The organism is Synechococcus sp. R3-13 (genome assembly GCF_047462195.1).
Taxonomy (GTDB): Bacteria; Cyanobacteriota; Cyanobacteriia; order Thermostichales; family Thermostichaceae; genus Thermostichus.
Window position 1 is genome coordinate 154 of the sequence record NZ_JANSIO010000382.1, and the last position, 22,390, is coordinate 22,543.

The following is a 22,390-nucleotide window of genomic DNA, read 5'->3' on the forward strand; positions in this document are numbered from 1 at the left end:
CCTGCGCGAACATGGCTTTGCCATGCTGCGCTTTACCAATGAGCAGATATTCAACCACACAGAACAAGTCCTCCAAGAGATTGCTGCCTATGTCACTGCCCATTCCTACGAGCATCCTTCTCCCCTCTCCCAAAGCCTTGGGAGAGGGGCCGGGGGTGAGGGCTACCTCCCCCTCTACGAAGCCAAAATGATCTGGCACTATGACCACCGCTACGGCACCTATGAGGGCGTGCGCGACCGCTCCAGCACCCAACTGCCCACGCCTGATGAGCACCAGCACGCCGACCCGCACTTTGTTGTCCAGCCCTGGTACTGGGTATCTGCGGAAGAAGTCAAAGCCCGCCTGGGCGCGTGGCAACGCGGCTGGCTGCTCGGCTTCCGCAATGTAACCAACGCCACCAACGAACGCAGCGCTGTTTTTGGATTGCTGCCAAAGGCGGGGGTAGGTAATAGCCTGCCCGTGTTGCTTCCATCGAACATATCTGCACCTTTCGTCGCAGGTTTGGTTGCGAATTTCTCAACATTGCCATTTGACTGGGTCGTTCGTCAAAAACTGGCAGGCGTTAACATGAACTTCTTTTACGTCGAGCAACTCCCCGTCCTGCCGCCCGAAGCCTACACCCCCGAAGATTTGCGCTTCATCGTCCCGCGCGTGCTGGAGCTGGTCTACACCTCCTGGGACATGAAACCCTTCGCCGACGACGTATGGCGAGAGGCAGACGAAGGATTGCGGGCTGTGATTAGACCTCACCCCCCGACCCCCTCGCCCGCAGCACTGGGTGAGGGCTTCCCCTTCCCGCCGTTCACCTGGAACGAGGAACGCCGCGCCATCCTCCGCGCTGAACTGGATGCGTACTACGCCCGGCTCTACGGCCTCACCCGCAAGCAACTGCGCTACATCCTCGACCCGGCAGACCTCACCGAACGCGAACTGGAAGACATACTCGACCCGCGGGAAGAGGTGGCAGACCCGCTCGACCCGGCTGGCTACGCTACCCGCGCCGCTAGCACCTTCCCCGGCGAAACCTTTCGCGTGCTGAAGGAGAAGGAGATACGTCAATACGGCGAATACCGCACGCGGCGGCTGGTGCTAGAGGCATGGGAGAAGCTGGCGCAACACTAATTTCATTATGCGTAAACAGGGGAGCTTCCCATGCGGACTAACGTTGTCTTGGATGACGAGCTGATCGAGTTGATCGAGCGGGCTCGCCAGCTAACCGGCCTCAAGACCAAGCGCGAGATAATTCACGAAGCGCTGCGCACCCTCATTCGGCTCTACGAGCAAGCCGAGATCCGCAACTTACGCGGCAAGTTGAAATGGGAGGGAGATCTGCACGAGCAACGCCTCTCCTCTCCCTAAGATCTCCCAGCCCAAGCCTCAGGGCGATCCTCTTGCAGTCGCTAGAACACCTGCTAGGCTTAACCTAGCCAAAATGGCTTTGGAGAGCCCCGATGGCCACCATTTTTGACCTGCACGAGAGGGTTCTAAAGGACTACGCCAATTTCGTCCGCTCCTTTTTTCTCATTGCCGACCCACGGGCACAGGCGTTTGTAGACCAAGCTCTGGAAGAAGGGATCCACCTCTGGCCAGAACCCCTCCTCCAGCTCAGCCCTAGTTATGTATCTGGTCCAACCGTTGACGAGTTGGCCGAGGCGGGGCGCATTGCCCAAGAAACAGCCCGCATTTTCCGCTTTGAGGATGGCAGACCCTTCCGCCTCTACCGCCACCAGGAGGAAGCTGTTGCCAAGGCCCTAGCAGGCAAGAGTTTTGTCGTTACCAGCGGCACCGGCTCTGGCAAAAGCCTTTGCTACTTCTTGCCCATCATTGACAACTGGATTCGCCAGGGGGGATCCCTGGGCCAGGTGACGGCCCTGGTGGTCTATCCCATGAACGCCCTGGTTAACTCCCAATACCAGTCTTTACAAACTCTGCGCGAGCGCTACGAGCGCGCCTACCATCGCCCTTTTCCGCTGCGCTTTGCCAAGTACACCGGGGAAACTGCAGAAAGCGACCGGGAAGATCTGCGCCGGGATCCGCCCCAAATTCTGCTTACTAACTACGTGATGGCGGAGCTGCTTTTGGTGCGCCCCGAAGATCAGCGCTTTTTAAGTTCCAACGGGCTGCGCTTTCTGGTCTTTGACGAGCTGCACACCTACCGGGGTCGGCAAGGGGCGGATGTGGCCATGCTGGTTCGCCGCCTAAAAGGACGCTGTGGGGCCAAGAACTTGGTGCATATTGGCACCAGCGCCACCATGATCTCCCGACCAGAAGCCGACGCCCAGGAGCGCCGCCAGACTGTAGCCGCCTTTGCCAGCCGCTTTTTCGGCCATCCCTTTGGGTCGGAGCACGTCATTGAGGAAACCCTGGCCCCCCTCACCGAGGGCGGCCCACCCACGGTGGCAGAGCTGAAGAGCGCCCTGGACTTGCCTTGGCCTACAAACCAGGCCGATCTGCGCCGCCACCCCTTGATGCGCTGGTTGGAGTACGAGCTGGGCCTAGAGTTAAGTCCCGACGGCATCAAGCGCCGCGTGCCCAGGGAGCTCTCCGAGGTGGCCGCCCAACTGGCCCAACTGACCGGCACCGCTAGCGAAAACTGTGCGGCAACGCTGCGCCAGTTCCTTGCCCACGCCAGCAGCCTCAAAGACGACCGCAGCCGAGGAGTGGCCTTCAAGCTGCACCAGTTTATCTCCCAGGGCCGCACCCTCTACGCCACCCTGGAGAGTCGGGAAAAGCGGCAATTTTCCCTAGAAGGGCAGATGCAGGCGGGGGAGGGCAAGCTCTTTTTCCCCGTCAAGTTCTGCCGCCAGTGTGGGCAGGACTACTACCACGTCCTCAAGTCCAGGGATCAGTTCCTGCCCTATCCCGTGGGAGAAGAGGTAGAGCAGGACGAAGACCAGCAAGCCGGTTACCTGAGCTTGGATCCTCTTGACAACGAGTGGTCGCTGGAGCAGATCCCCGAAGACTGGTACACCCCTGAGGGCAGACTCTGGCCCAACTGGGGAAAGCGCGTCCCCCAAGCGGTCTGGGTGCGCCCGGATGGCTCCTTTTCCGAGTACCCCCAGGCGGAGGCGCAGAAGATGTGGTGGCAGCCCCACCCCTTTTCCCTGTGCCTGGCCTGCGGCGAGTACTACAGTGGCCGCGAGCGGGAGTTTGTCAAGCTGGCTTCCCTCTCTAGCGAAGGCCGCTCCAGCGCCACCACCATCCTTGCCACCTCCCTGCTGCGCCATGCCGAGCAAACCCAGGCCGCTTGCAGCAAGCTGCTGACTTTTACCGACAACCGCCAGGATGCCTCCCTGCAGGCCGGCCACTTCAACGATTTTGTGCATGTGGCCCTTCTGCGGGCCTCGCTCTATGCTGCCCTCCTCAAGAAAAAAGAGCTGGGCTTTGACGAGGTGGCCCAGGAAGTGGTGCGGGCTTCTGGCCTGGAGCTTGCCGACATTGCCCAAAACCCGGCTTTGGACCCTGCCTCGCCCAGTGCCGAGGAAGTGTGGCAGACCTTTAGCGAGCTAACCGAGTACCGGCTCTATGAAGATCTGCGGCGCGGCTGGCGGGTTACCCACCCCAACTTGGAACAGGTGGGCCTGCTGAAAATCGAGTACCGCGGCCTCGGGGAGCTCTGCCAAAATTCAGCCCTGGCTTCCCTTCACCCCTGGTTTGCCCAAGCCAGCCCTGAGGAGCAAGAGCAACTGCTGCGGGCTCTGTTGGATCGGTTTCGGCGCCAATTGGCCATCGATGTGCCCGTGCTCAAGGCAGAGCCCCAGAGAAGGCTGCGCCGGCGCGCCCAGCAATATCTCAATGAGTTTTGGGGCCTGGAAGAGCATGAGGAGTTGCGGACGGCTCGCTGCTTTGGCCAGAACCCTTCCCGGGAAAACGGGCAAATGCTCAGCCTGGGCCGCCGCAGCACCATTGGTCGCTTCCTCTGCAGGCGCCTTGATCTGAACCAAGAAGCCTACGACAGGTTTTTGGAGTCCCTGCTGTCTCTCCTGGTCAGCCAGGGCCTGCTACGGCGCCACGTGGAAAATGGCCAGGTAGCCTACCAGCTAGACGCCGGCTGTCTGCGCTGGTGTCTGGGGGATGGCCTGCCGCCGCCGGATCCTCTGTATTCCCGCAGCGCCCAGCAGGAGGGCTACACCTCTGTCCGCCGTCCCATCAACCCCTTCTTTCAGGAGCTCTACCGAGCCGGGGCAGCAGGGCTAGGATCCCTGGAGGCTAGGGAGCACACGGCTCAGGTGGTTCGGCCAGGAGAGCGGGAGCAGCGAGAAAGGCGCTTTCGCGGGGAGGATCAAGCTCGACGCCTTCCCTATTTGGTGTGCTCGCCAACCCTGGAGCTGGGGGTCGATATTGCCGATTTGGATCTGGTGCATCTGCGCAACGTGCCCCCCACACCCGCCAACTACGCCCAGCGCAGCGGTCGGGCAGGCCGCCAGGGGCAGCCGGGACTCATCATCACCTATTGCGGGGCTTTCAATAGCCACGACCAGTACTACTTCCGCCGCCGCCCCGAGATGGTGGCCGGTCGCGTGCGCCCTCCCCGCCTGGATCTAGCCAACGAATCGCTGCTGCGCGCTCACATCCACGCCGTTTGGTTGGCTCAGGTGCGCCTGCCCTTGGGCAACTCCATCGAAACGGTCATCAACTTGGATCGGCCAGAGTTGCCCCTGCGGGAAGAGGTGGTTGCCTCCATCCAGCTAGGGGAGGCAGCCCGCCAAGAGGTGGCAGAGCGGGTGGAAGCGCTCTTGGCTGCTGACCGGGAAGTGCTAGAGCGCAGCGGCTGGTTTAGCCGGCGCTGGATCCAGCAGGTTATTGAAGAAGCCCCCCGCGCCTTTGACCGCGCTTTCGATCGCTGGCGAGAGCTCTATCGGGCTGCCACGCAGCAGTTGGAAGCCGCTAACCAGCAACTGCAGACGGCTCGCCGTCGGGAAGACCAGCAGGAAGCCAGGCGCCGCCAGCAGGAGGCTCTGCGCCAGCGGAACCTACTGTTGCAAATCGATACCCAGCGGGAGGAGAGCGACTTCTACCCCTACCGCTACCTAGCCAGCGAAGGGTTCCTGCCCGGCTACAACTTCCCCGCCTTGCCCGTGCGGGCCTGGGTGCCCCGCGGCAGCGAGGGCGAGTTCATCGCCCGGCCTCGCTTTTTGGCTATCCGCGAGTTTGCTCCCCACAACTTCCTCTACCATGAGGGCTGCCAGTGGGAAGCAGTGGCGTTTCAGGCTCCGCCCGGCGGCCTGGAGGAGCGCAAAAGTAGCCACAAGCTCTGTTTTAGCTGTGGGGCCTTTGCCGATCCCCACCTGGATTGCTGCCCCGTCTGCGGCACCCAGTTCGATGGGCAAAACAGCCTCTTTACCCAGCTTCTGGAAATGCCCAATGTGCGCATGCGGCGGCGGGATCGCATTACTGCTGACGAAGAGGAGCGGCGGCGGCAAGGCTACGAGCTGCAGACCTTCTTCCAGTTTGCTCCCGAAAGCTCTGGCTACCGCGTCCAAGAAGCTGATGTGCTGAGCGGACAAACTCCCCTGCTGCAGTTGCGCTATGCCCCGGCGGCCACCCTGCTACGCATCAACCACGGCTGGCGGGGAAGTGGAGGGCGCGGCTTTTTGGTCAACTTTGAAAATGGGGAAGTTCCCTCACGAGATCAGCTTGAGCGGAACAGGGCAGGCTCGTCCAACCCAGTCCCCCTGCAGTCCATTCGCCTGGCGGTGCGCAGTACCCAAAACCTGTTGCTGGTGCGCCTGGTTCAGCCAGGGGTGGAGAATCCGCAGGCCCTGGAGACCACCCTGCGCTATGCCCTCAAGCGAGGGATCGAAGAGACCTTTGAGCTAGAAGAGACAGAGCTGGCCGCCGAGTGCATCGGCCAGGGATCCCATCAGGCCATGCTCTTCTACGAAACAGCAGAAGGGGGCGCTGGCGTCCTGCGGCGCCTGGTGGAAGAGCCCCAGGCTCTAGCGGAAGTGGCCCAAGTGGCGCTGGAGATCTGTCACTTCCAGCTTTCAGAGGCCGGGATCCAAGACCTGTGGCCCGAATGCCGAGCAGCCTGCTACGAATGCCTGCTCAGCTATGCCAACCAACGGGAAGCGCTGCAGCTTGACCGCTATCAGATCCGGGATCTTTTGGGCCTGCTGGCCAACAGCCGCACCGAGCTGCGCTCCCTGGGTCGCTCCCGCCAAGAGCACCTGGAGTGGCTGCGCCAGCTCCTGGACCCTCGCTCTGAACTGGAGCGCCGCTTTCTCGAAACGCTGGCAGCAGGAGGGTATCGGCTGCCTGAGGATGCCCAGAAAGCCATTGCCGATCCCGACTGCGTCGTTGACTTCTTCTACAGCCCTAACATCTGCATCTTCTGCGATGGCCCAGTCCACGACCAGCCTGCCCAAGCGGAACGGGATCGCCAACTGCGCTCGCAGCTGCAGGGACGGGGCTACCGCGTGCTTGTTCTGCGCTACAACCAAGATTTGCAAGAGCAGCTGGCTCGCTACCCAGAAGTATTTGGCAAGGGCAGCTAGTCCTGCTGGTGGGAAAACAGATAAGCTCCCACAAAAGCCAGGATTACCGCCAAGCCGCCCAAAACTCCCACCGTGTACCAGGGAAACTCCGCAAGCGGCTGGTAGGCGGCTGCCCGCATGCCGATGCTGGCGTAGGAAAGGGGCAGGCAGTAGACCAGCACCTGCAGGTAGGTTGGCAACTGGGCGGGATCGAAAAAGGTGGCCCCTAGGAAAGACATGGGCGTAATCAAAAAGTTGGTGAGCACGCCCACACTCTCCAGGCTGGGCACCTTCAAGCCAGCAATTACCCCAATGCCGGCAAAGACGGCGCAATCCAAAAGTAGAACCAACAGCGACAAGGGGTGAAGCAGGCCCCAGGCCCCCGTACCCAGCACCCCCACCGCCAACACCCCCAAGGCCGTCAGCAGGCCGCGGGCAATGCCCGCCAGCACCTTGCCCAGATGCAAAGACAAGGGGTGCACCGGCAACAGCAGCAGCTCTTCAAAGCTCTTGGTAAATAGCCGCGATCCACAAATGGAGAAGGTGGTGCCGGCAAAGCTGATGGTCATGGCTGAAAGAGCCACCATCCCCGGCAAGATAAAGCGCAAATAAGAACCTGCCGCCGTGGATCCGGCCACCTCGGCCAAAGCTTCGGCCCGCAGGGATCCCCCCAAGCCCACCCCAAAGGCGACAATGTAGATGAGGGGGGCCACCAGACCTGAGGCCACCACCTGCCAAACTCGCCCCCGCAGATCCAGCCAGTCGCGCCAGAAGATGGTTAAACTGTCTTCCCAGATTCGCTGATAGGGTAGGGTCAGGGCACGGCTTACCATAGGTTTTCTTCGCTGTATTAGAGGTCTTCTTGTTTTCTGCTGCCGCGGCCGTGGGGAACTGCTTGCTGCTCCCTACTAGTAACCGTAGTAGTTGGAGCGCCGCGACCGCCACCAGGCCACCGGCAGCGCCAATGCCTTGCTGAGAGTGGACACGTAAGCGCGGGTGCGAAAAACCTGGTAGTGGTTGCGCTCGATGGCGTTGAGGATCTGCCGGTAGAGCATCAGAGAAGCGGCCACCGGCCAGCGGGAGTCGGGTTGCAGGGTGGGGATCCCCCGTTCGGCCTGGGCGTAGAGCTGTCTGGCCCGTTGGATCTCGTAGTCCATTAGAGCCATCCAGCGCTCGTCGATAACATAGTCAAACAAATCCCGCTCAGAGTAGTTGAAGCGGCGCAGATCTTCGAGGGGGATGTAGATCCGCCCGCGGCGGGCGTCCTCTCCCACATCCCGCAAGATGTTGGTTAGTTGCATGGCGATCCCCAGCGCCACCGCCTCCTCGCGGCCATCCCGGCCCGGCACAAACCCCATGATCTCCGAGCACATCAGCCCCACCACCCCAGCCACGCGGTAGCAGTAGACCCGCAGATCCTCCCAGGTGGCGTAGCGCTGGGTATCCAAGTCCATGCTCTGCCCCCGCAGCATCTCGCGAAACGGCTCGATGGAAAGGCGGTAGGTGCGGATGGTGTGGATCAAAGCGAGGTCCGTGGGGACTTGCGGCTCGCCTCCCTGGAAGAGCGACTCCAGATGGGATCCCCACTGCTCCAGCTTGCTGCGGGTGACCTCCACCTCTGCCTGGCTGGCTTCCAGTCCATCCAGCAACTCATCGGTTTGCCGCAGCCAAGCGTAGATGGCCCAGATGGCCCGCCGTTTGGACTGGGGCAAGAGCAGGGATCCCAGGTAGAAAGTCTTAGCGTGCTTGGCCGTAATCTGGCGACAGAGGGCAAAAGATTGCTCAAGCGGACTCATCTGGCTATCTCCAGGAGCACAGGGCCAGGATAGAGAAGGAAGAGGAACGGCGAGGGCACATATCAACACTACGGGAAAGCGGACGCCGCGGATAGCCTAGAAGAGGTTGTGGGGAAAAGAAAGATTCAAAAGGCATAGGAGGCGGACGGCGGAGAGCTAGACCCCCGCAGCTGCCAGAGTTGAGGCCGAGACAGAAGCGCGTTGAAATGGGATCCCTTGGTTGATGGCCTCCGCCGCCCACTTGCCGGAGAGGATGGCCCCCTCCATGCTGCCCAGGAAGGGCTGTAGGGTGTAGCTGCCCGCCAAGAAGAAGTTGGGAATGGGGGTAACTTGAGTGGGGCGATACTGCTGTCTGCCAGGGGTAGCCTTGTAGACCGAGCGCGGCGTTTTCACCACCACCCACTTGCGCACGCGGGCGGGGTTGGGGCCGGTGAGGTGCTGGGGAAAGAGTTTTTTCAGTTCCTCCAGCGTGGCGGCCAAGATCTCCTCGTCGCTGCGTTCAATCCACTCGGCGGCAGGGGCCAGCACCAGCTCCAACATGGACCGCTCCGGATCGGCATAGGCACGGCAGGTGTTGCTCATGTCGGCATACACGCTCAATAGCGGCGAGCGGGAAAACAGGGAGTGATCGATGTGGGTGAGCTTGCGGTCAAACCAGATCTGCAGGCTAATTACTGGCACCCCCTCCAGTTCACGCAGCTTTTGGAAAAAGGGGATCCCCCACCACTGCGCCGGCAGCAGCTCCTTGAGCGCGTCCACCGAAAGGGCCGAGACATAGGCATCGGCAGTCACCTCCACCGGCCCAGAGGGGGTGGCTAAGCAAAACCCGGCCACGCTGTTATCGAGGTTGAGACGAATGTCCTGCAACGCCGCCTTCAAATGCACTTCCCCCCCACGGGCCACAATGTAGTCCACCATCGGCTGGCAGAGCCGCTCTGGGGGAGCGCCGTCTAGGTAGGCAATCCTAGAGCCATCTTTTTGCTGCAAAAAGCGGTTCAAGGCCGTCAGGGGCACCATCGCCGAGATCTCCTCCGGGTTGATGAAGGCCAGGGCCTTGGAGACGGCAATGAAAATATCGGTGTTGACCCGCTCGTCAATACCCTGCCGCCGCAGCCATTCTAAGAGGCTATAGCGATCCATCTGCTCCACATAGCGCTGGCTGCGAATCATGGCCGGCACCAGCCCCAGGGCAAACTTCACCTTTTCCCCCCAGGTGAGCATGTCGTTGTTGCGCAAGATGCCGACAATGGCGTTGAAAGGAGCGGGAATATCCGGCAGGTCGAAGCGGGAATAGGTGCCCGGCTTGTCCGGCTGGTTGAAGATCAAGCTGTGTTCCTTCCACTGCAGGCGGTCGGAAATGCCCAGCTCCCGGAACAGCTGCAACGTGTTGGGGTAGGCGCCAAAAAAGTTGTGCAGCCCCGTCTCGATCCAGTCGCCATCGGCATCTTTCCAGGCAGCCACCAGGCCACCCAAAACATCCCGCCGCTCGAAGAGGAGCGGTTGATGCCCGGCATCACATAGATACTTGGCACAGGCCAGCCCGGCCAGCCCGCCTCCGGCAATGGCAACACGCATGAGGGTAACGACAAAGCAACATTTTTATTCTATTTGCAAACCGTTACAATTGCCGGGGCCAAGGGGCAGACGGAAGGCCGACCCAGCAAAAGCAGCGGAACAAGGGGATCCCGAAGCCCATCTGTCTCGCTGCCGGGATCCCAATCGCTGGTAGGATACATACGGAAGAAAAAGTAAAGATTTTCCGCAGTCCGGGGGGAAAGACAACGATGGCCAAACAAACACTGGGATCCATGCTGTCATCCGGCTTTGATTTAAACGGCAAGCGCGTGCTGGTGCGCGCCGATTTCAATGTCCCCTTGGACGCCCAGGGCAACATCACCGACGACACCCGCATTCGGGCTGCTCTGCCCACCGTCCAGGCCCTCATCCGAGCGGGCGCCAAAGTGATCCTCGCCAGCCACCTGGGCCGCCCCGTCAAAAAAGACAAAGAGACAGGCGCGGTTAAGGTCGCCCGCGAGGGCAATAGCCTGGCCCCCGTGGCCACCCGTCTTTCTCAATTGCTGGGCCAGCCGGTTGCCTTTGCCCCCGACTGCATCGGCCCTGAGGCCGAGGCGGTAGTGAACCGCCTGGAAAACGGCCAGGTGGCCCTGCTGGAAAACGTCCGCTTCTACCCAGAAGAGGAGGACAACGACCCGGAATTTGCCCGCAAGTTGGCCTCACTGGCCGACCTGTTTGTCAACGACGCCTTTGGCAGCGCCCACCGCGCCCACGCCTCCACTGCCGGCGTCACCGCCTACCTCCAGCCTGCTGTGGCCGGCTACCTGGTGGAAAAGGAGCTGCAATTCCTCTCCGGCGCCATTGAGGATCCCCGGCGCCCCTTGGCGGCCATCATCGGCGGCTCCAAAGTCTCCACTAAGATCGGCGTCATCGAGCGGCTCCTGGAAAAAGTGGACAAGCTCCTGCTGGGCGGCGGCATGATCTTTACCTTTTACCAAGCCCAGGGCCTCAAGACCGGCAAGTCTCTGGTGGAAACCGACAAGCTGGATCTGGCCCGCTCCCTGATGGAAAAAGCCAAAGAGCGGGGGGTGGAGCTGCTGCTGCCGGTGGATGTGGTGGTAGCCGATAGGTTTGACAAAGATGCCCAGGCCCAGACCGTTTCCATCCACGCCATCCCCGAGGATTGGATGGGCTTGGACATCGGCCCGGAATCGATCAAAGCCTTCCAGGCTGCCCTGCAGGGGTGCCAAACCGTGGTCTGGAACGGGCCGATGGGCGTCTTTGAGTTTGACCGCTTTGCCGTGGGCACAGAAGCCATCGCCCGCACCCTGGCCGATCTCACTCAAGCGGGAGCCACCACCATCATCGGCGGGGGAGACTCGGTGGCTGCCGTGGAAAAAGTGGGCCTGGCCGACAAAATGACCCATATCTCCACCGGTGGCGGAGCCAGCCTGGAGCTATTGGAAGGGAAGGTGCTGCCCGGCATTGCCGCCCTCACGGAAGCCTAGGTTCCTCCTTCGGGTCGCAGCCCCTCCAATCCAAAAACCAAGCCAAAAAGTAGGGGCTGAACCCAGCCCCTCCTAACTTTAGTCGGTGTAGATCGCTGCAGCGATGGCGAGACAGGATCCGGCTTAGTGCACCACCACTTTAACGTTGGCGTTGTTCAGGCCAGGACGCTTCACCTCGGCCAAGGTCTTGTTGACGGCGTACTTCTGGTTGATGGAGTTGATCAACTCGGTTTGGTTGTGCTTCTTGGCCACGCCCCACAGATCGGCGATCAGGTCGTAGGAACCGTCGGGATTCTTCGACCAGCCCAGGTCGTAGTCGCCTTCCAACTGAGCCACGATGTCAGCGCGAACACGCTGGCCGTTGTAGCCACGCACGTCGGCGTTTAGCTTAACGGTGTAGCCGAGATCGCGCAGAGAGTTGATCAGGACTTGACCGTCAGTGATTTTGGTACGCAAGGTGCTAAAATGAGACATGGTGTTTCTCTCCTTTGTATAGGGGTTGGAACATCGACACAAACAATGGGCACTGTTCTTTGGGGAAGGTTTGGGCCCTGCCGTCCCTGCTTCTGTCAAGGTAGCTTTGGATCCTCACCTCCTCCTAGAACTCCAGCCGCTGGTACTCGGCTACAGAGGCCGCTGCAGGCCGAGCCCGCTGCTGGGCCCATTCCCTCAACGCTACCACTTGCTCCGTCATGGTGCGAGATAGCGGTTGAGTTGCTTTCGTTGCTGCCAAAATGTCCAGTTGGGTAAATTCGCGGTTCTGGGCAAACGCTTCGTACATGGCAGCAATCAAAACTTGTTCGATCTCCGCGCCGGAGAAGCCTTCACAGGCTGCGGCCAACTGGCGCAGATCAAAGCGGCTGATGTCGCGCCGCCGCTTCTTCAGGTGGATCCGAAAGATCTCGATGCGCTCGTTGATGTTGGGGAGATCCACGAAGAAAATCTCGTCAAAACGGCCCTTGCGCAGGAATTCACCCGGCAGACGATCCACACGGTTGGCCGTGGCCATGACAAAAACCGGCGAGCGTTTCTCCTGCATCCAGGTCAGGAAGGAGCCAAAGATGCGGCTAGAGGTGCCCCCGTCAGAATCGCTGGAGCCTGCTGATCCAGCAAAGGCTTTGTCCAGCTCGTCGATGAAAAGGATGGCAGGGGCGAGAGATTCAGCAGTTCGCAGGGCACTGCGCAGATTTGCTTCCGATTTGCCCACCATGGAGCCATCATAAACGCGGCCCATGTCCAGACGCAGCAGGGGCAGGCCCCAGAGACGGGCAGTGGTCTTGGCGATCAGCGACTTACCGCAGCCAGGCACGCCCAGGATCAGCATACCCTTGGGTTGGGGCAGTCCATAGGCGCGGGCCCGCTCAGTGAAAGCCTCAGAACGTTGCAGCAGCCAGCGCTTCAGCTCTTCCAGACCGCCAACGGCGTCGATGGTCTCGTCCTCTTCGATAAACTCTAGAATGCCGTTGCGCCGGATCAGTTGCTTCTTCTCAGAGAGGATGATGTCTACTTCTGCCTCGGTGAGGCGACCATGCATCACCACAGCCTTGCGGTAGACTTTTTCTGCCTCGTCCTGCGTTAGGCCCAGGGCCGCCTTGAGCAACTTTTCGCGGGCATCAGGAGCCAAAGGCAGGGAGCGCGGGATCTGCTCCAGCTGGCGGTTGAGGGCGCGCTCCAATGTGGCCATGTCCGGCAGGGGGAAGTCCACTACGCAAATGTCTTTCTCCAGCTCGACCGGGATCACCTGCACCGGCGACATGAGCAGGATGGTTTTGTGGGATCCCTTCAGGCTGGCAATAGCATCCCGCAGCCAGCGCTTCACCTCGGTGTTGTCCAAGAAGTCATGTAGGTCTTTGAAGACGCAGATGGCGGGATCCTTTTGCTCCATTACCCACTGGATGGCGGGCTGGGGGGATTGGGTGTTGTGCTGGGTGAGGCTGCGGGGGTTGCCGTATTCGACGATGCCGTGGGTAACTGTCCAAATGAATAGGCGACGCTGAGGCTTAAGGGTGCGGGCAATTGCTGCCAGAGCCGCTTCTGCCCGTTCCTCCTCTGGAGTCAGCAGGTACAGCAGTGGGTATTGAGCTTGAATGAGGATGCTTAGCTCTTGCATGGGAAACACCAACTGCAGAGGGGAAATTTCAGGAGCCGCCAGAACGGTTGAAAAATGGGGTTCGAGTTGCCTAGGTATTGGATTGCACTTGGGAGTACGCCCTTGTTGGATGGATTTTGAGAGGATTTTAGAAGCCTTCCGTGTTGCTGTCTGCTCCTATCAGCTCAAGTTCCTGAAGGGGGCCCGCTTGGGAGCGTTCTAGCAGGGTACCAGAGCATCCTGCCGTTGCTCTTCCGAGCCAGCAGCCGATCCCCAGTATTGTGGCTCCACCTCTTCAAGGATGGCTTCGGCAGCCGATGTCTGGTGCAGGGAAACCACCTCTCCATCGCGGATAACAAATGGGTGACTACACTTGGGACATTGATGGACACGATAGGCGCTACCTTGTACCCCTTCAATGACCTCTGGGTGAAGCAGATAGAAGGTAATGGCCTTCTCTGCCACTGCCGACATCGGCTCCCGCTCCACGGCAGCCCGAATCTTCAGATTCCGGTGCAGCTCAGGTGAGAGATACAGGGTCACCTTCTGCTTGGACTCTGTGCCTTCCACTACCTCTGGCCGATGATTCATGGCTAACCGCTTTCTTTGAATTGCTTGCCAAACTTGGGGCTTATCATAGCCAGTCTGCCGGCTTGACGGCAAGTTTTTAACAATCTGTAACAAACAATTTTCTTGATGGCCCTCTGTGGATACCTGCGGCTGGGGGAGTAGGCTAGGTGGAAGACAAGGAGCGGAATGTCCAATCCCTATGGAACGCTTGATCAACACCCTCAGCAAAAATTTCTCTAGCTGGGGCCACCGTGCCCTGGTGCAGGCCAGCGATGGTTTGGCCAGCTTGAGAGACACTGCCGTGGATAACGGCAATCTGTTACTCTGCAAGGCTCGCATCGCGTTCGCGGATGCCAGCTTCACCACCCTAAAGGCAATTCGGTCTCGCTTTGGCGCCAGTCGCTGACGGTTGGGCAGAAGCACCCTGCTAGCCGCCCAGATCTTGCAGCCGATAGAGGCTGGCATAGAGCCCGCTGAGGGCCATGAGCTCGGCATGGGATCCCTGCTCTTTGAGTTCCCCCCGCTGCAGAACCAAGATGCGATCCACATCGCGGATGGTGGAAAGGCGGTGGGCGATGATCAGGGCGGTGCGATCCCGCAGCAGGGTGTCTAGAGCGGATTGCAGGAGCGCTTCGGTGCCCACATCCAGGCTGGCCGTGGCCTCATCCAAGACCAAGATTTTCGGATCCCGCCACATGGCCCGCACAAAGCTGATGAGCTGTTTTTGGCCGCTGGAGAGGTTGCTGCCCCGCTCTCGCACAGGGGTGGCGTAGCCTTGGGGCAAATTGCGGAGGAAGTCATGCAGGTTGAGTTGGCGGGCGACCTGCTCCACTGCCGCTAGATCTTCCTTCTCTCCTAGGGTGATGTTTTGCTGGATATCCCCGGAAAACAAAAATCCATCCTGCAGGATTACCCCTAGGTGGCGGTGCAGCTCGGCTTGGGGGAGATCGCGAATATCGACACCGTCGATGCGAATGGAGCCGTGGGTTACGTCATAGAGGCGGCAGAGCAAGCGGATGATGGAGCTTTTCCCGGCTCCCGTGGGCCCCACCAGGGCCACTTTTTCTCCGGGGCGGATGGTGAAGGTGAGGTCTTTGAGCACCCACTCCCCGGGGTTGTAGGCAAACCAGACGTGCTCAAACTGCACCTCTCCCTTAGCATCGGGGGGTAGGTGGCGGGGCTGAGCGGGATCCCGGATGGCGACCGGCAGGCTGAGGATGGCGTCGATGCGCTCGACGGCGGTGAACCCCGCCTGTAGGGCCGTAAACTTTTCGGCCAACTGCCGCAGCGGGTTAAAAAACCGTTGTGAAAAGAGAATAAAGGCGTAGAGGCTGCCAAAGGTGAGGGGTTCCCCGGGCAGGGGCAGGGATCCCGTCCATCCCCCTCCAAGTGAGCCCCTACCGGCTGACATCACCTGCTGCCCGCCCACCCAGAGCAAAGCCGCCACGGCCAGCCAAGAGACCCACTCCAAAACGGCAGAAAGGGCAGAATCATAAAGGATGGTTTGATCCACTTCCCGGATGTAGCGGCGGTTCATGGTTTGAAAAATCTCGCTATTGAGCCGCTCCCGCCGAAACAGTTGCACCACGGTAATGCCCAAGATGTTCTCCTGGATCCAGGAGTTCAGCTTGGAGAGTTCTTCGCGCACGCGAAAGTTGGCATCCCGAAAGCGGCGCTGCAACTCGAGGACAACAGCGCTGATGGGCAGGACGATCAAGATCAGCAGCAAGCCCAGATCCCAGCGTTGGCTGAGCATGACCACCGCGATCACCCCCAGGGTAAACAGGTCGCTGACGATGCCGACGGCACCGGTGGAAAAGACATCTCCCAGGGCTTCCACATCGTTGGTGATGCGGGTGATCAGCTTACCCACCGGGGTGCGGTCGAAAAACTGAGCCGGCAAGGCCAGAATGTGGGCGAAGAGATCGTCGCGGATGTCGCGGGTCATCAACTGCCCCAGCTTTTGGCTGACATACCCTTCCAGGGCTTGGAAGAGCCAGCGAACCAGCACCGTCAGGATCAACAGCCCCACATAGGGCCAAAGGTCGGAGAGGATCCCGGCCTCACCTCGTTCCAGCGCTCGGGCAATGGGGCCATCCAGAGCCCGCTGTAGGATCAGAGGCTGCACCGCATCCGCCAGCGCCAAGGGAGGCAGAAAGGCCAAGGCGGCCAACAGTAGCTTCAGGTGCCGACGGGCGTAGGGCCAGAGCAGCCGCAGCAGCCGCCAATCGCTTTCTCGCCGAGGGCGGGGATCCCTACTTAAATCGGTATCGGGGGGAGAGGCGGCAAGGCTCACAGGCTTACACCCGAGAACAACAAAGACAACTCATAGAGAGCACTGATCTACTCTAAGCGCTCTCCCTGAGGGAGAGGGAGTTTGGGATCCGCAAGGGTTTCCTCGCCATTAGGAATGGCTATAGCTGCACCCCTAATGGCTCTGGGACGGACGGAAAACTGGCCGCTTCAGGAGCTTCTGGCCGCTCGGTTCGGGCAGGCTGTAGGCAGCTTGATGAGGAGAAACCGGCAATGTCTTACTCAACCTCTTACTCCGTGTCTTACTCGAAAATCTTTTTCCCAGTTTGGGTGGCGGGGCTGCTGTTGTTGATCGGCGGCGGGATCCTGTTTGGCCTGTTGCGGGCTTTTGGGCTACCTATTGGGGAGCTGGCCGATTGGGCCATTGGGATCGCCAGCTTTTGGTGGCTGGTGGTGATCGTCACCCTTCCCTGGAACCTCTACTTTCAGGCCAAGGCCGTTCAGCAGGAGGCGGTCGTGTCTCAGGAACGAGGGATCCCGGTGGAAGATTCGACGTTTGCCTTCCTGCAAAAGCTCAGCCGCTGGTCGTTGCGCGTGGCCATTGCCCTGCATGGGCTGTCGGCTCTGGCTTTCTATGGCTTGGCCGTTGGGCAAGTCACCCCCATTGGCTACCCCAGCGCCGTGGCTGCGGTGTTGTTAACGGCTCTGCGCCCGGCCATCCGGGGCTACGAGTATTTGGCCGACCGCTTGGCCCAGTTGCAAGGGCAAATCCGCATCCCTCGCGAAGATGCCATCGAGTTGGCCGAGCGGATAAAGCAGTTGACACGCCAAGTCGAGCAGTTGCAGGAGCAATGGGATCCCGGCAAACCTGGCTCTTGGGCCCAACAAGAGGAAGAAACCCGGCGCTACCTACGGCAGGAGCTGGCCGCGCTCAAGGCCCAACTGGAACAGTTGCGGGCCAGCAACGAGCTAGACCACAGCCAACTGCGCCAAGAGACCCGCCAAGCTGTGGCTCAGCTCAGTGTGGATAGCCAATTTCTCGGCCATGTGCGGGAGATCCTGCGCTTCATCAAGGAAGCCTAGCGGGATCCGTTGTTCAGCCCTTCCAACTGAGTGGAAAACTGAGAAGGAACCAGCTTGGTGCCCACGCCGGCATCGGTCAGCAGCTCCAGCAATAGGGAATGAGGGGATCCCCCATCCAGAATGTGGGCCGCCCGCACCCCTTGTGCCAGGGCGCGAATGCAACACTGCACCTTAGGGATCATGCCGCCCTTGACGACACCGGCTTGGATCAACTGGCGAGCCGTCTCGATATCCAGCAACGTAATCAGAGAGCTGCGATCCTGAGGATCTTTGAGAATGCCAGGGGTGTCGGTGAGCAAAATCAGCTTTTCTGCCCCCAGAGCAGCCGCCAGTTCTCCCGCCACCGTATCGGCGTTGATGTTGTAGGCTTGGCCCGTCTCATCGGCAGCCACGCTGGAGATCACCGGAATCTGTCCACCTTCCAATAGGGTTTGCAGCAACTGGGGGTTGATACTGCTCACTTCCCCAACAAAGCCGATCTCTGCCCGGCCCTGGGATCGCGCTTTGATCAAGTTGCCATCCCGCCCGCACAGCCCCACCGCCGATCCGCCGGCCAAGCTGATGAGCTGGACGATCTGCTTATTAACCTTGCCCACCAACACCATCTCCACTACTTCCATGGTGGCGGCATCGGTAACCCGCAAGCCATCTACAAACTTGAAGGGAATGTCCAGTTTTTGTAGCCAACTGTTGATCTCCGGCCCCCCCCCATGCACCAACACCGGGCGGATACCGACGCAGGAGAGAAAGACGATGTCTCGGAGCACCTCGGCCCGTCGCTCTTGGTGCACCATGGCTGCGCCGCCGTATTTGATGACAATAACGCGGCCCTGGTACTGCTGAATGTAGGGTAAAGCCTCGATGAGGATCTGCGCCCGCGTAAGGGGATCACACGCCGACCCGGTCGCCTCAGAAAGGGAAGAGTTGGTTTGCACTGCTGTAAGTCCCTAGAAGTCCAGAAAACCTGACCTAGAGTATCCCATTCTGCTTGCAAAGCAGATCTCAGGCTTTGGGCGTCAACTGGTGATTTTTTTTCAAGCTCGCTTCCCCAACCCAAGGACAATTTGGTTGAGGAATCGCCGTCAATCTTCAGGTATGGAACGGGATCGCCAGCAAAGGCAACAGGGCCAACCCCAACCAGGCCCAACCCCGAATGGAAGAAGAATGGGGCGGGGGATCGACGGGCCCTGACTCTGCCTGCTGCAGCAGGGCATCGATACGCTCCTGCAGCCGTTGCCCTGAGTCTGAACTCACGGTCATTGCAAAGCCAACCCAAGCTGCCGCTGGTTGCTCCACCACGCCATAGCCCACCACCTGCAGCAGGGCCTCTCCCAACAACAAGGGATCCACCCGTTGGGCCGCCCAGCGATCCGCCCGCAGCTCCCGCAGAGTGAGCAATTCCTGCCAGAGGGCCTCGGTGTTGGGCAGCCAGCCGGTGAGGCGTCGCAGCCAGCCCACCCCAAACATCCACAGGGTGTCGCGGTAGTGGCGATGGGCTTCTTCGTGAGCGATTACAGCCCGCAAGTGCTCATCATCCAACTGCTCCAGCAGGCCGCGGCTGACCACCAACTGGGCATTCCACACCCCCACTTGGGCAGCAAAAGGGATCTCCAAATCCAGCACATAGGCCGGAGAGCCATGCAAATCCACCTGGGCCAGAGCTTGCAGATGGGCACGTCGATAGGAGCGCCAGTATTCCCAAATCCAGTGCAAGGCCACGCCGCCGGCCACGGCCAGCAACAGCAGGGCACAGCCGTAGCAGAACCAGCCCCCCACCCCGGCCATTTGTCCCCACGGCCCCATCCAGGCCAAGGCCAAAGCAGTGGTCAGCAACAGCAGCGGGGGCAGCAAGAAGTGGATCCAAGCCCGCTGCCAACGTCGGCTCCACCCGCCCCCCTTATCCAGGCGCACTTGCACCCGCCACAGCCAACTGAGGCCCAAGCCCAGCAATAACATGCCCAAGTGGCTCATCGCGGATCCCTCCTGGCTTGACGGGCCGCCCGCAGCCGTTCGGCAATCGCCTGCAACTGGGACACACTGGCCTGATCCAGGCTATCGGCAAAGGCTGCCACTGTATCGGGATCCCCTACAGCCAAAAACTGCTGCAGGTGGGTGAAGGCCCTGAGGCTGGCCGCTTCCTGACGAGAAAGACGAGGCCGCCACAGCATCGGCAAATGCCGCCCTTGGGGATCGGTGCGGCGCTCACAGCTCACCCAGCCCTTCTGGCTCAAGCGCTGCAAAACTGTAGTCACAGAGGCATAGGCCAGCTCCCGATCCGGATCGGCCAAGATGCGCTCGTGGATTTGACGGGTGCTGGCACTGCCCAGATCCCAGAGGATGTCCAAGATTTCCGATTCCAGAGGGCCCAGCGACAGTTGCTTGGGACGATGCTTGGGCAACATGAGCCTTTGCCGGTGTAGGAATTTCTATCTAGCTAGATTAACTGTTGGAGTCTCAAGCCCCGCAGCCATTTTAAGGATCCGCTAAGCTCGAAGATGGTGGTTCTTCGTACTGTTTCTTCCCATGGCTGCTCCCACCTACCACACCATCACCTTCGGCTGCCAAATGAACCGCGCCGATACCGAGCGCATGGCCGGGATCCTGGAGTCCCTGGGGTATGTGGCCACCGAAGATGAGTTGCAGGCGGACTTAGTTCTCTACAACACCTGCACCATCCGCGACAATGCTGAGCAGAAAGTCTATTCCTACCTGGGCATCCAGGCGCAGCGCAAGCGCAAGAACCCGGCCATCAAGCTGATCGTGGCCGGCTGTGTGGCCCAGCAGGAAGGGGAAAAATTGTTGCGCCGCGTCCCTGAGCTGGATCTGGTCATGGGCCCCCAGTACGTGAACCGCCTTGGGGATCTGTTGGCGCAGGTGGAAGCCGGAAACCAGGTGGTGGCCACCGAGCCGGTTGAGATCCCAGAAGACATCACCAAGCCCCGTCGCGACAGCCAGGTCACTGCTTGGATCAACGTTATCTACGGTTGCAACGAGCGCTGCACCTACTGCATCGTGCCGCGGGTGCGAGGGCAAGAGCAGTCCCGCCAGCCCCAGGCCATCCGCGCCGAAATCGAAGACGTGGCCAGAGCGGGCTATCGCGAGGTGACGTTGCTGGGGCAGAACATCGACGCCTACGGACGGGATCTGGATCCGAAAACCAACCTGGCCAGCTTGTTGCGCTTCGTCCATTCGGTGGAAGGTATTGAACGGATTCGCTTTGCCACCAGCCACCCGCGCTACTTTACCGAGGAGCTGATCGCCACCTGCGCCGAGCTGCCCAAAGTCTGCGAGCACTTCCACATTCCCTTCCAGGCGGGCAGCAACGAAGTGCTCAAGCGGATGCGGCGCGGCTACACCCACGAGCGCTATCGCCAGATCATCCAGCTCATCCGCCAATACATGCCCGAAGCCGCCATCAGCGCCGATGCCATTGTCGGCTTCCCGGGAGAGACCGAAGCTCAGTTCCAAGAAACCCTGCAACTGGTGCAGGACATTGGCTTTGACCAAGTGAACACTGCTGCCTACTCCCCCCGTCCCGGCACCCCTGCCGCCGAGTGGCCCGACCAGGTGCCTGAAGAGGAAAAAAGCGACCGCCTGCAACGGCTGAACCGACTGGTGGCCGAGGTGGCTGCCGCTCGCAGCGCCCGACTCTTAGGCCAGGTGCAAGAGGTGCTGGTGGAAGGCCCCAACCCGAAAAACCCCCGCCAGGCAATGGGGCGTACCCGCGGCAATCGCTTGGTGTTCTTTGAAGGGAATCCAGAGCAACTGCAGGGATCCCTGGTGCCGGTGCGCATTACCGCCACGCGGGCTTTTTCGTTGACCGGCGAGGCAGTTGCCGTTGGCACTATCGGCTGAAGATTATCTCTAAATTGCCAAGCCCACGACGAGGATCGAACTCGTGACCTCCCCCTTACCAAGGGGGTGCTCTACCACTGAGCCACGTGGGCAAAGCCGATGGTGGGCCGAGTTGGATTCGAACCAACGTAGGCGTAAGCCAGCGGATTTACAGTCCGCCCCCTTTAACCCCTCGGGCATCGACCCGTTGACACCGGTCTTTCATCATAGCAGAAGGTGTTGCGTAAGTCAGACACACTCCCACTGTGCCAATTGTCAGCCATCTCAAAACCGAGGAGTCAGAGTCGAAGCGGAACGAGGCAGCCCCAGAGCTGGGTATAAAGGGATCGGGTTAGGGCTGGGCACTTTTCAAGACAAACTGAATAAGGAACTTGATATCGTTTAAGACAGTTTTCTGACTCCTGACCATGATTTCGACCCTCGGCACTCCCACCCATCCAGAGCAGACCCTTTCCCCCAACCAGTCTTTGCGCCCCTTGACCAGCCGTATCAACAGCCGGGGGCACTTGGAAATTGGGGGGTGCGACGTGGTGGAGCTGGTGCGCCAGTTTGGATCCCCTCTCTACATCCTGGACGAATGGACGCTGCGCCGCGCCTGCCAGCTTTACCGTGACACCTGGGCCCGCTGCTACGCCGGGGGATCCCGGGTTTTGTACGCCACGAAAGCCTGGAATTGCCTGGCCATCTGTGCATTGGCGCTGCAAGAAGGGCTGGGGTTGGATGTGGCTTCTGGCGGGGAGCTGTACACGGCCCTGCAGGCGGGGGCCAAAGGTGAAGATCTCTATCTGCACGGCAACGCCAAGTCTCTCGACGAGCTGAACTTGGCCCTGGAGACGGGCTGTACTTTGGTGGTCGATAGCCTGTACGAACTGCAGCAGGTGTCGGCCCTGACCACGCCCGCACGGCCAGCGCGGCTGCTCCTGCGGGTTAACCCTGGTATTGACGTCCACACCCACGAGTACATCCGCACCGGACAAACCGACAGCAAATTCGGCATCGGCCAATGGCAACTGCCGGAGGTGTTTGACTTTTTGGCAGCCCATCCCCAACTGCAGTGCGTTGGGCTCCATGCCCACATTGGGTCACAGATTTTTGATCTACAGGGCCACCGCGACCTGGCGGGGGTGCTGGCCCAGATCTGGCGGCAAGGGCTGAGCAGAGGGTTGCCCCTACAAGAGCTGAATGTGGGTGGGGGCCTGGGGATCCGCTATATCGAATCCGATGATCCCCCCTCCATCCCGGAG

Annotated in this window: 18 protein-coding genes, 2 tRNA genes and 1 pseudogene; 8 read left to right on the top strand and 13 right to left on the bottom strand. The window is 60.4% G+C overall.

The window, feature by feature from the left end; genetic code table 11:
• From NW856_RS11400 to NW856_RS11410, 3 genes and pseudogenes are all read left to right on the top strand, one after another.
• Window positions 1–1,123: pseudogene (locus NW856_RS11400) on the top strand (hypothetical protein); the annotation flags it as partial.
• A 30-nt stretch (window positions 1,124–1,153) separates the two neighbouring features.
• Window positions 1,154–1,360, top strand: a complete 207-nt coding sequence (locus tag NW856_RS11405; RefSeq protein ID WP_011429230.1) for a type II toxin-antitoxin system VapB family antitoxin — start codon at window positions 1,154–1,156, stop codon at window positions 1,358–1,360.
• A gap of 92 nt (window positions 1,361–1,452) precedes the next feature.
• Window positions 1,453–6,498, top strand: coding sequence for a DEAD/DEAH box helicase (locus tag NW856_RS11410; RefSeq protein WP_414400353.1), 5,046 nt, complete (start codon window positions 1,453–1,455; stop codon window positions 6,496–6,498).
• Here the strand turns inward: NW856_RS11410 and NW856_RS11415 are convergent.
• From NW856_RS11415 to NW856_RS11430, 4 genes are all read right to left on the bottom strand, one after another.
• Window positions 6,495–7,310 (bottom strand): ABC transporter permease, encoded by an 816-nt coding sequence (locus NW856_RS11415; RefSeq protein WP_414342371.1) that lies wholly within the window; start codon window positions 7,308–7,310, stop codon window positions 6,495–6,497. The genes NW856_RS11410 and NW856_RS11415 overlap by 4 nt on opposite strands.
• Window positions 7,311–7,385: 75 nt before the next feature.
• A complete protein-coding gene (locus NW856_RS11420; protein WP_414400355.1) occupies window positions 7,386–8,273 on the bottom strand; it encodes a phytoene synthase in 888 nt (295 codons plus the stop codon).
• 156 nt (window positions 8,274–8,429) lie between these two features.
• Window positions 8,430–9,848 carry a 15-cis-phytoene desaturase gene (gene pds, locus NW856_RS11425; RefSeq protein WP_414400356.1) on the bottom strand — a complete coding sequence of 473 codons (1,419 nt, stop codon included), beginning with the start codon at window positions 9,846–9,848 and terminating at the stop codon, window positions 8,430–8,432.
• 29 nt (window positions 9,849–9,877) lie between these two features.
• Window positions 9,878–10,009 (bottom strand): hypothetical protein, encoded by a 132-nt coding sequence (locus NW856_RS11430; RefSeq protein ID WP_414400357.1) that lies wholly within the window; start codon window positions 10,007–10,009, stop codon window positions 9,878–9,880.
• 48 nt (window positions 10,010–10,057) lie between these two features.
• On the opposite strand from NW856_RS11430, the gene NW856_RS11435 reads away from it, so the two are divergent.
• Window positions 10,058–11,296: a phosphoglycerate kinase gene (locus NW856_RS11435; RefSeq protein WP_414400358.1), complete on the top strand. Its 1,239-nt coding sequence runs from the start codon at window positions 10,058–10,060 to the stop codon at window positions 11,294–11,296.
• Between the two features lie 123 nt (window positions 11,297–11,419).
• Here the strand turns inward: NW856_RS11435 and NW856_RS11440 are convergent, their stop codons facing one another.
• The 3 genes from NW856_RS11440 to NW856_RS11450 form a co-directional block, all read right to left on the bottom strand.
• A complete protein-coding gene (locus tag NW856_RS11440; protein ID WP_011433295.1) occupies window positions 11,420–11,770 on the bottom strand; it encodes a DUF1257 domain-containing protein in 351 nt (116 codons plus the stop codon).
• 124 nt (window positions 11,771–11,894) lie between these two features.
• Window positions 11,895–13,406 (bottom strand): AAA family ATPase, encoded by a 1,512-nt coding sequence (locus NW856_RS11445; protein ID WP_414400360.1) that lies wholly within the window; start codon window positions 13,404–13,406, stop codon window positions 11,895–11,897.
• A gap of 198 nt (window positions 13,407–13,604) precedes the next feature.
• Complete coding sequence (locus NW856_RS11450) at window positions 13,605–13,976, bottom strand: hypothetical protein (protein ID WP_414400362.1); 372 nt, start codon at window positions 13,974–13,976, stop codon at window positions 13,605–13,607.
• Between the two features lie 178 nt (window positions 13,977–14,154).
• Between NW856_RS11450 and NW856_RS11455 the strand changes: the two genes are divergently transcribed.
• Window positions 14,155–14,361, top strand: coding sequence for a hypothetical protein (locus NW856_RS11455; protein ID WP_414400363.1), 207 nt, complete (start codon window positions 14,155–14,157; stop codon window positions 14,359–14,361).
• A gap of 21 nt (window positions 14,362–14,382) precedes the next feature.
• On the opposite strand, the gene NW856_RS11460 is transcribed toward NW856_RS11455, so the two are convergent.
• Complete coding sequence (locus tag NW856_RS11460) at window positions 14,383–16,251, bottom strand: ABC transporter ATP-binding protein (protein ID WP_414400365.1); 1,869 nt, start codon at window positions 16,249–16,251, stop codon at window positions 14,383–14,385.
• Window positions 16,252–16,505: 254 nt separating this feature from the next.
• Here NW856_RS11460 and NW856_RS11465 point away from each other — a divergent pair, with 254 nt between their 5' ends.
• Window positions 16,506–17,291, top strand: a complete 786-nt coding sequence (locus NW856_RS11465; RefSeq protein WP_414400366.1) for a hypothetical protein — start codon at window positions 16,506–16,508, stop codon at window positions 17,289–17,291.
• Here NW856_RS11465 and argB read toward each other — a convergent pair.
• From argB to NW856_RS11480, 3 genes are all read right to left on the bottom strand, one after another.
• A complete protein-coding gene (gene argB, locus NW856_RS11470) occupies window positions 17,288–18,226 on the bottom strand; it encodes an acetylglutamate kinase (RefSeq protein ID WP_414400367.1) in 939 nt (312 codons plus the stop codon). The genes NW856_RS11465 and argB overlap by 4 nt on opposite strands.
• Window positions 18,227–18,380: 154 nt before the next feature.
• On the bottom strand, window positions 18,381–19,262 hold the full coding sequence (locus tag NW856_RS11475) for a M56 family metallopeptidase (protein ID WP_414400368.1): 882 nt from the start codon (window positions 19,260–19,262) through the stop codon (window positions 18,381–18,383).
• Window positions 19,259–19,693 (bottom strand): BlaI/MecI/CopY family transcriptional regulator, encoded by a 435-nt coding sequence (locus tag NW856_RS11480; RefSeq protein WP_414380945.1) that lies wholly within the window; start codon window positions 19,691–19,693, stop codon window positions 19,259–19,261. Before NW856_RS11480 ends, NW856_RS11475 begins: the two co-directional genes overlap by 4 nt.
• Before the next feature lie 121 nt (window positions 19,694–19,814).
• Between NW856_RS11480 and miaB the strand changes: the two genes are divergently transcribed.
• Entirely contained in the window at window positions 19,815–21,146 is a 1,332-nt protein-coding gene (miaB, locus tag NW856_RS11485; protein WP_414400370.1) for a tRNA (N6-isopentenyl adenosine(37)-C2)-methylthiotransferase MiaB, read from the top strand.
• Between the two features lie 20 nt (window positions 21,147–21,166).
• Here miaB and NW856_RS11490 read toward each other — a convergent pair.
• Window positions 21,167–21,238 (bottom strand) — tRNA-Thr (locus NW856_RS11490).
• 8 nt (window positions 21,239–21,246) lie between these two features.
• A tRNA-Tyr gene (locus tag NW856_RS11495) sits at window positions 21,247–21,332 on the bottom strand.
• Between the two features lie 221 nt (window positions 21,333–21,553).
• Here NW856_RS11495 and NW856_RS11500 point away from each other — a divergent pair.
• The coding region (locus NW856_RS11500) for a diaminopimelate decarboxylase family protein (RefSeq protein ID WP_414400372.1) at window positions 21,554–22,390 on the top strand (837 nt) is incomplete at its 3' end.

Coding starts and splice junctions, on each gene's coding strand:
- pds (WP_414400356.1), bottom strand. CDS start 9,848: ATGCGTGTTGCCATTGCCGGAGGCGGGCTGGCCGGGCTGGCCTGTGCC.
- NW856_RS11440 (WP_011433295.1), bottom strand. CDS start 11,770: ATGTCTCATTTTAGCACCTTGCGTACCAAAATCACTGACGGTCAAGTC.
- NW856_RS11420 (WP_414400355.1), bottom strand. CDS start 8,273: ATGAGTCCGCTTGAGCAATCTTTTGCCCTCTGTCGCCAGATTACGGCC.
- NW856_RS11450 (WP_414400362.1), bottom strand. CDS start 13,976: ATGAATCATCGGCCAGAGGTAGTGGAAGGCACAGAGTCCAAGCAGAAG.
- NW856_RS11480 (WP_414380945.1), bottom strand. CDS start 19,693: ATGTTGCCCAAGCATCGTCCCAAGCAACTGTCGCTGGGCCCTCTGGAA.
- NW856_RS11430 (WP_414400357.1), bottom strand. CDS start 10,009: ATGTATCCTACCAGCGATTGGGATCCCGGCAGCGAGACAGATGGGCTT.
- NW856_RS11455 (WP_414400363.1), top strand. CDS start 14,155: ATGGAACGCTTGATCAACACCCTCAGCAAAAATTTCTCTAGCTGGGGC.
- NW856_RS11415 (WP_414342371.1), bottom strand. CDS start 7,310: ATGGTAAGCCGTGCCCTGACCCTACCCTATCAGCGAATCTGGGAAGAC.
- NW856_RS11445 (WP_414400360.1), bottom strand. CDS start 13,406: ATGCAAGAGCTAAGCATCCTCATTCAAGCTCAATACCCACTGCTGTAC.
- NW856_RS11410 (WP_414400353.1), top strand. CDS start 1,453: ATGGCCACCATTTTTGACCTGCACGAGAGGGTTCTAAAGGACTACGCC.
- NW856_RS11475 (WP_414400368.1), bottom strand. CDS start 19,262: ATGAGCCACTTGGGCATGTTATTGCTGGGCTTGGGCCTCAGTTGGCTG.
- NW856_RS11405 (WP_011429230.1), top strand. CDS start 1,154: ATGCGGACTAACGTTGTCTTGGATGACGAGCTGATCGAGTTGATCGAG.
- miaB (WP_414400370.1), top strand. CDS start 19,815: ATGGCTGCTCCCACCTACCACACCATCACCTTCGGCTGCCAAATGAAC.
- NW856_RS11435 (WP_414400358.1), top strand. CDS start 10,058: ATGGCCAAACAAACACTGGGATCCATGCTGTCATCCGGCTTTGATTTA.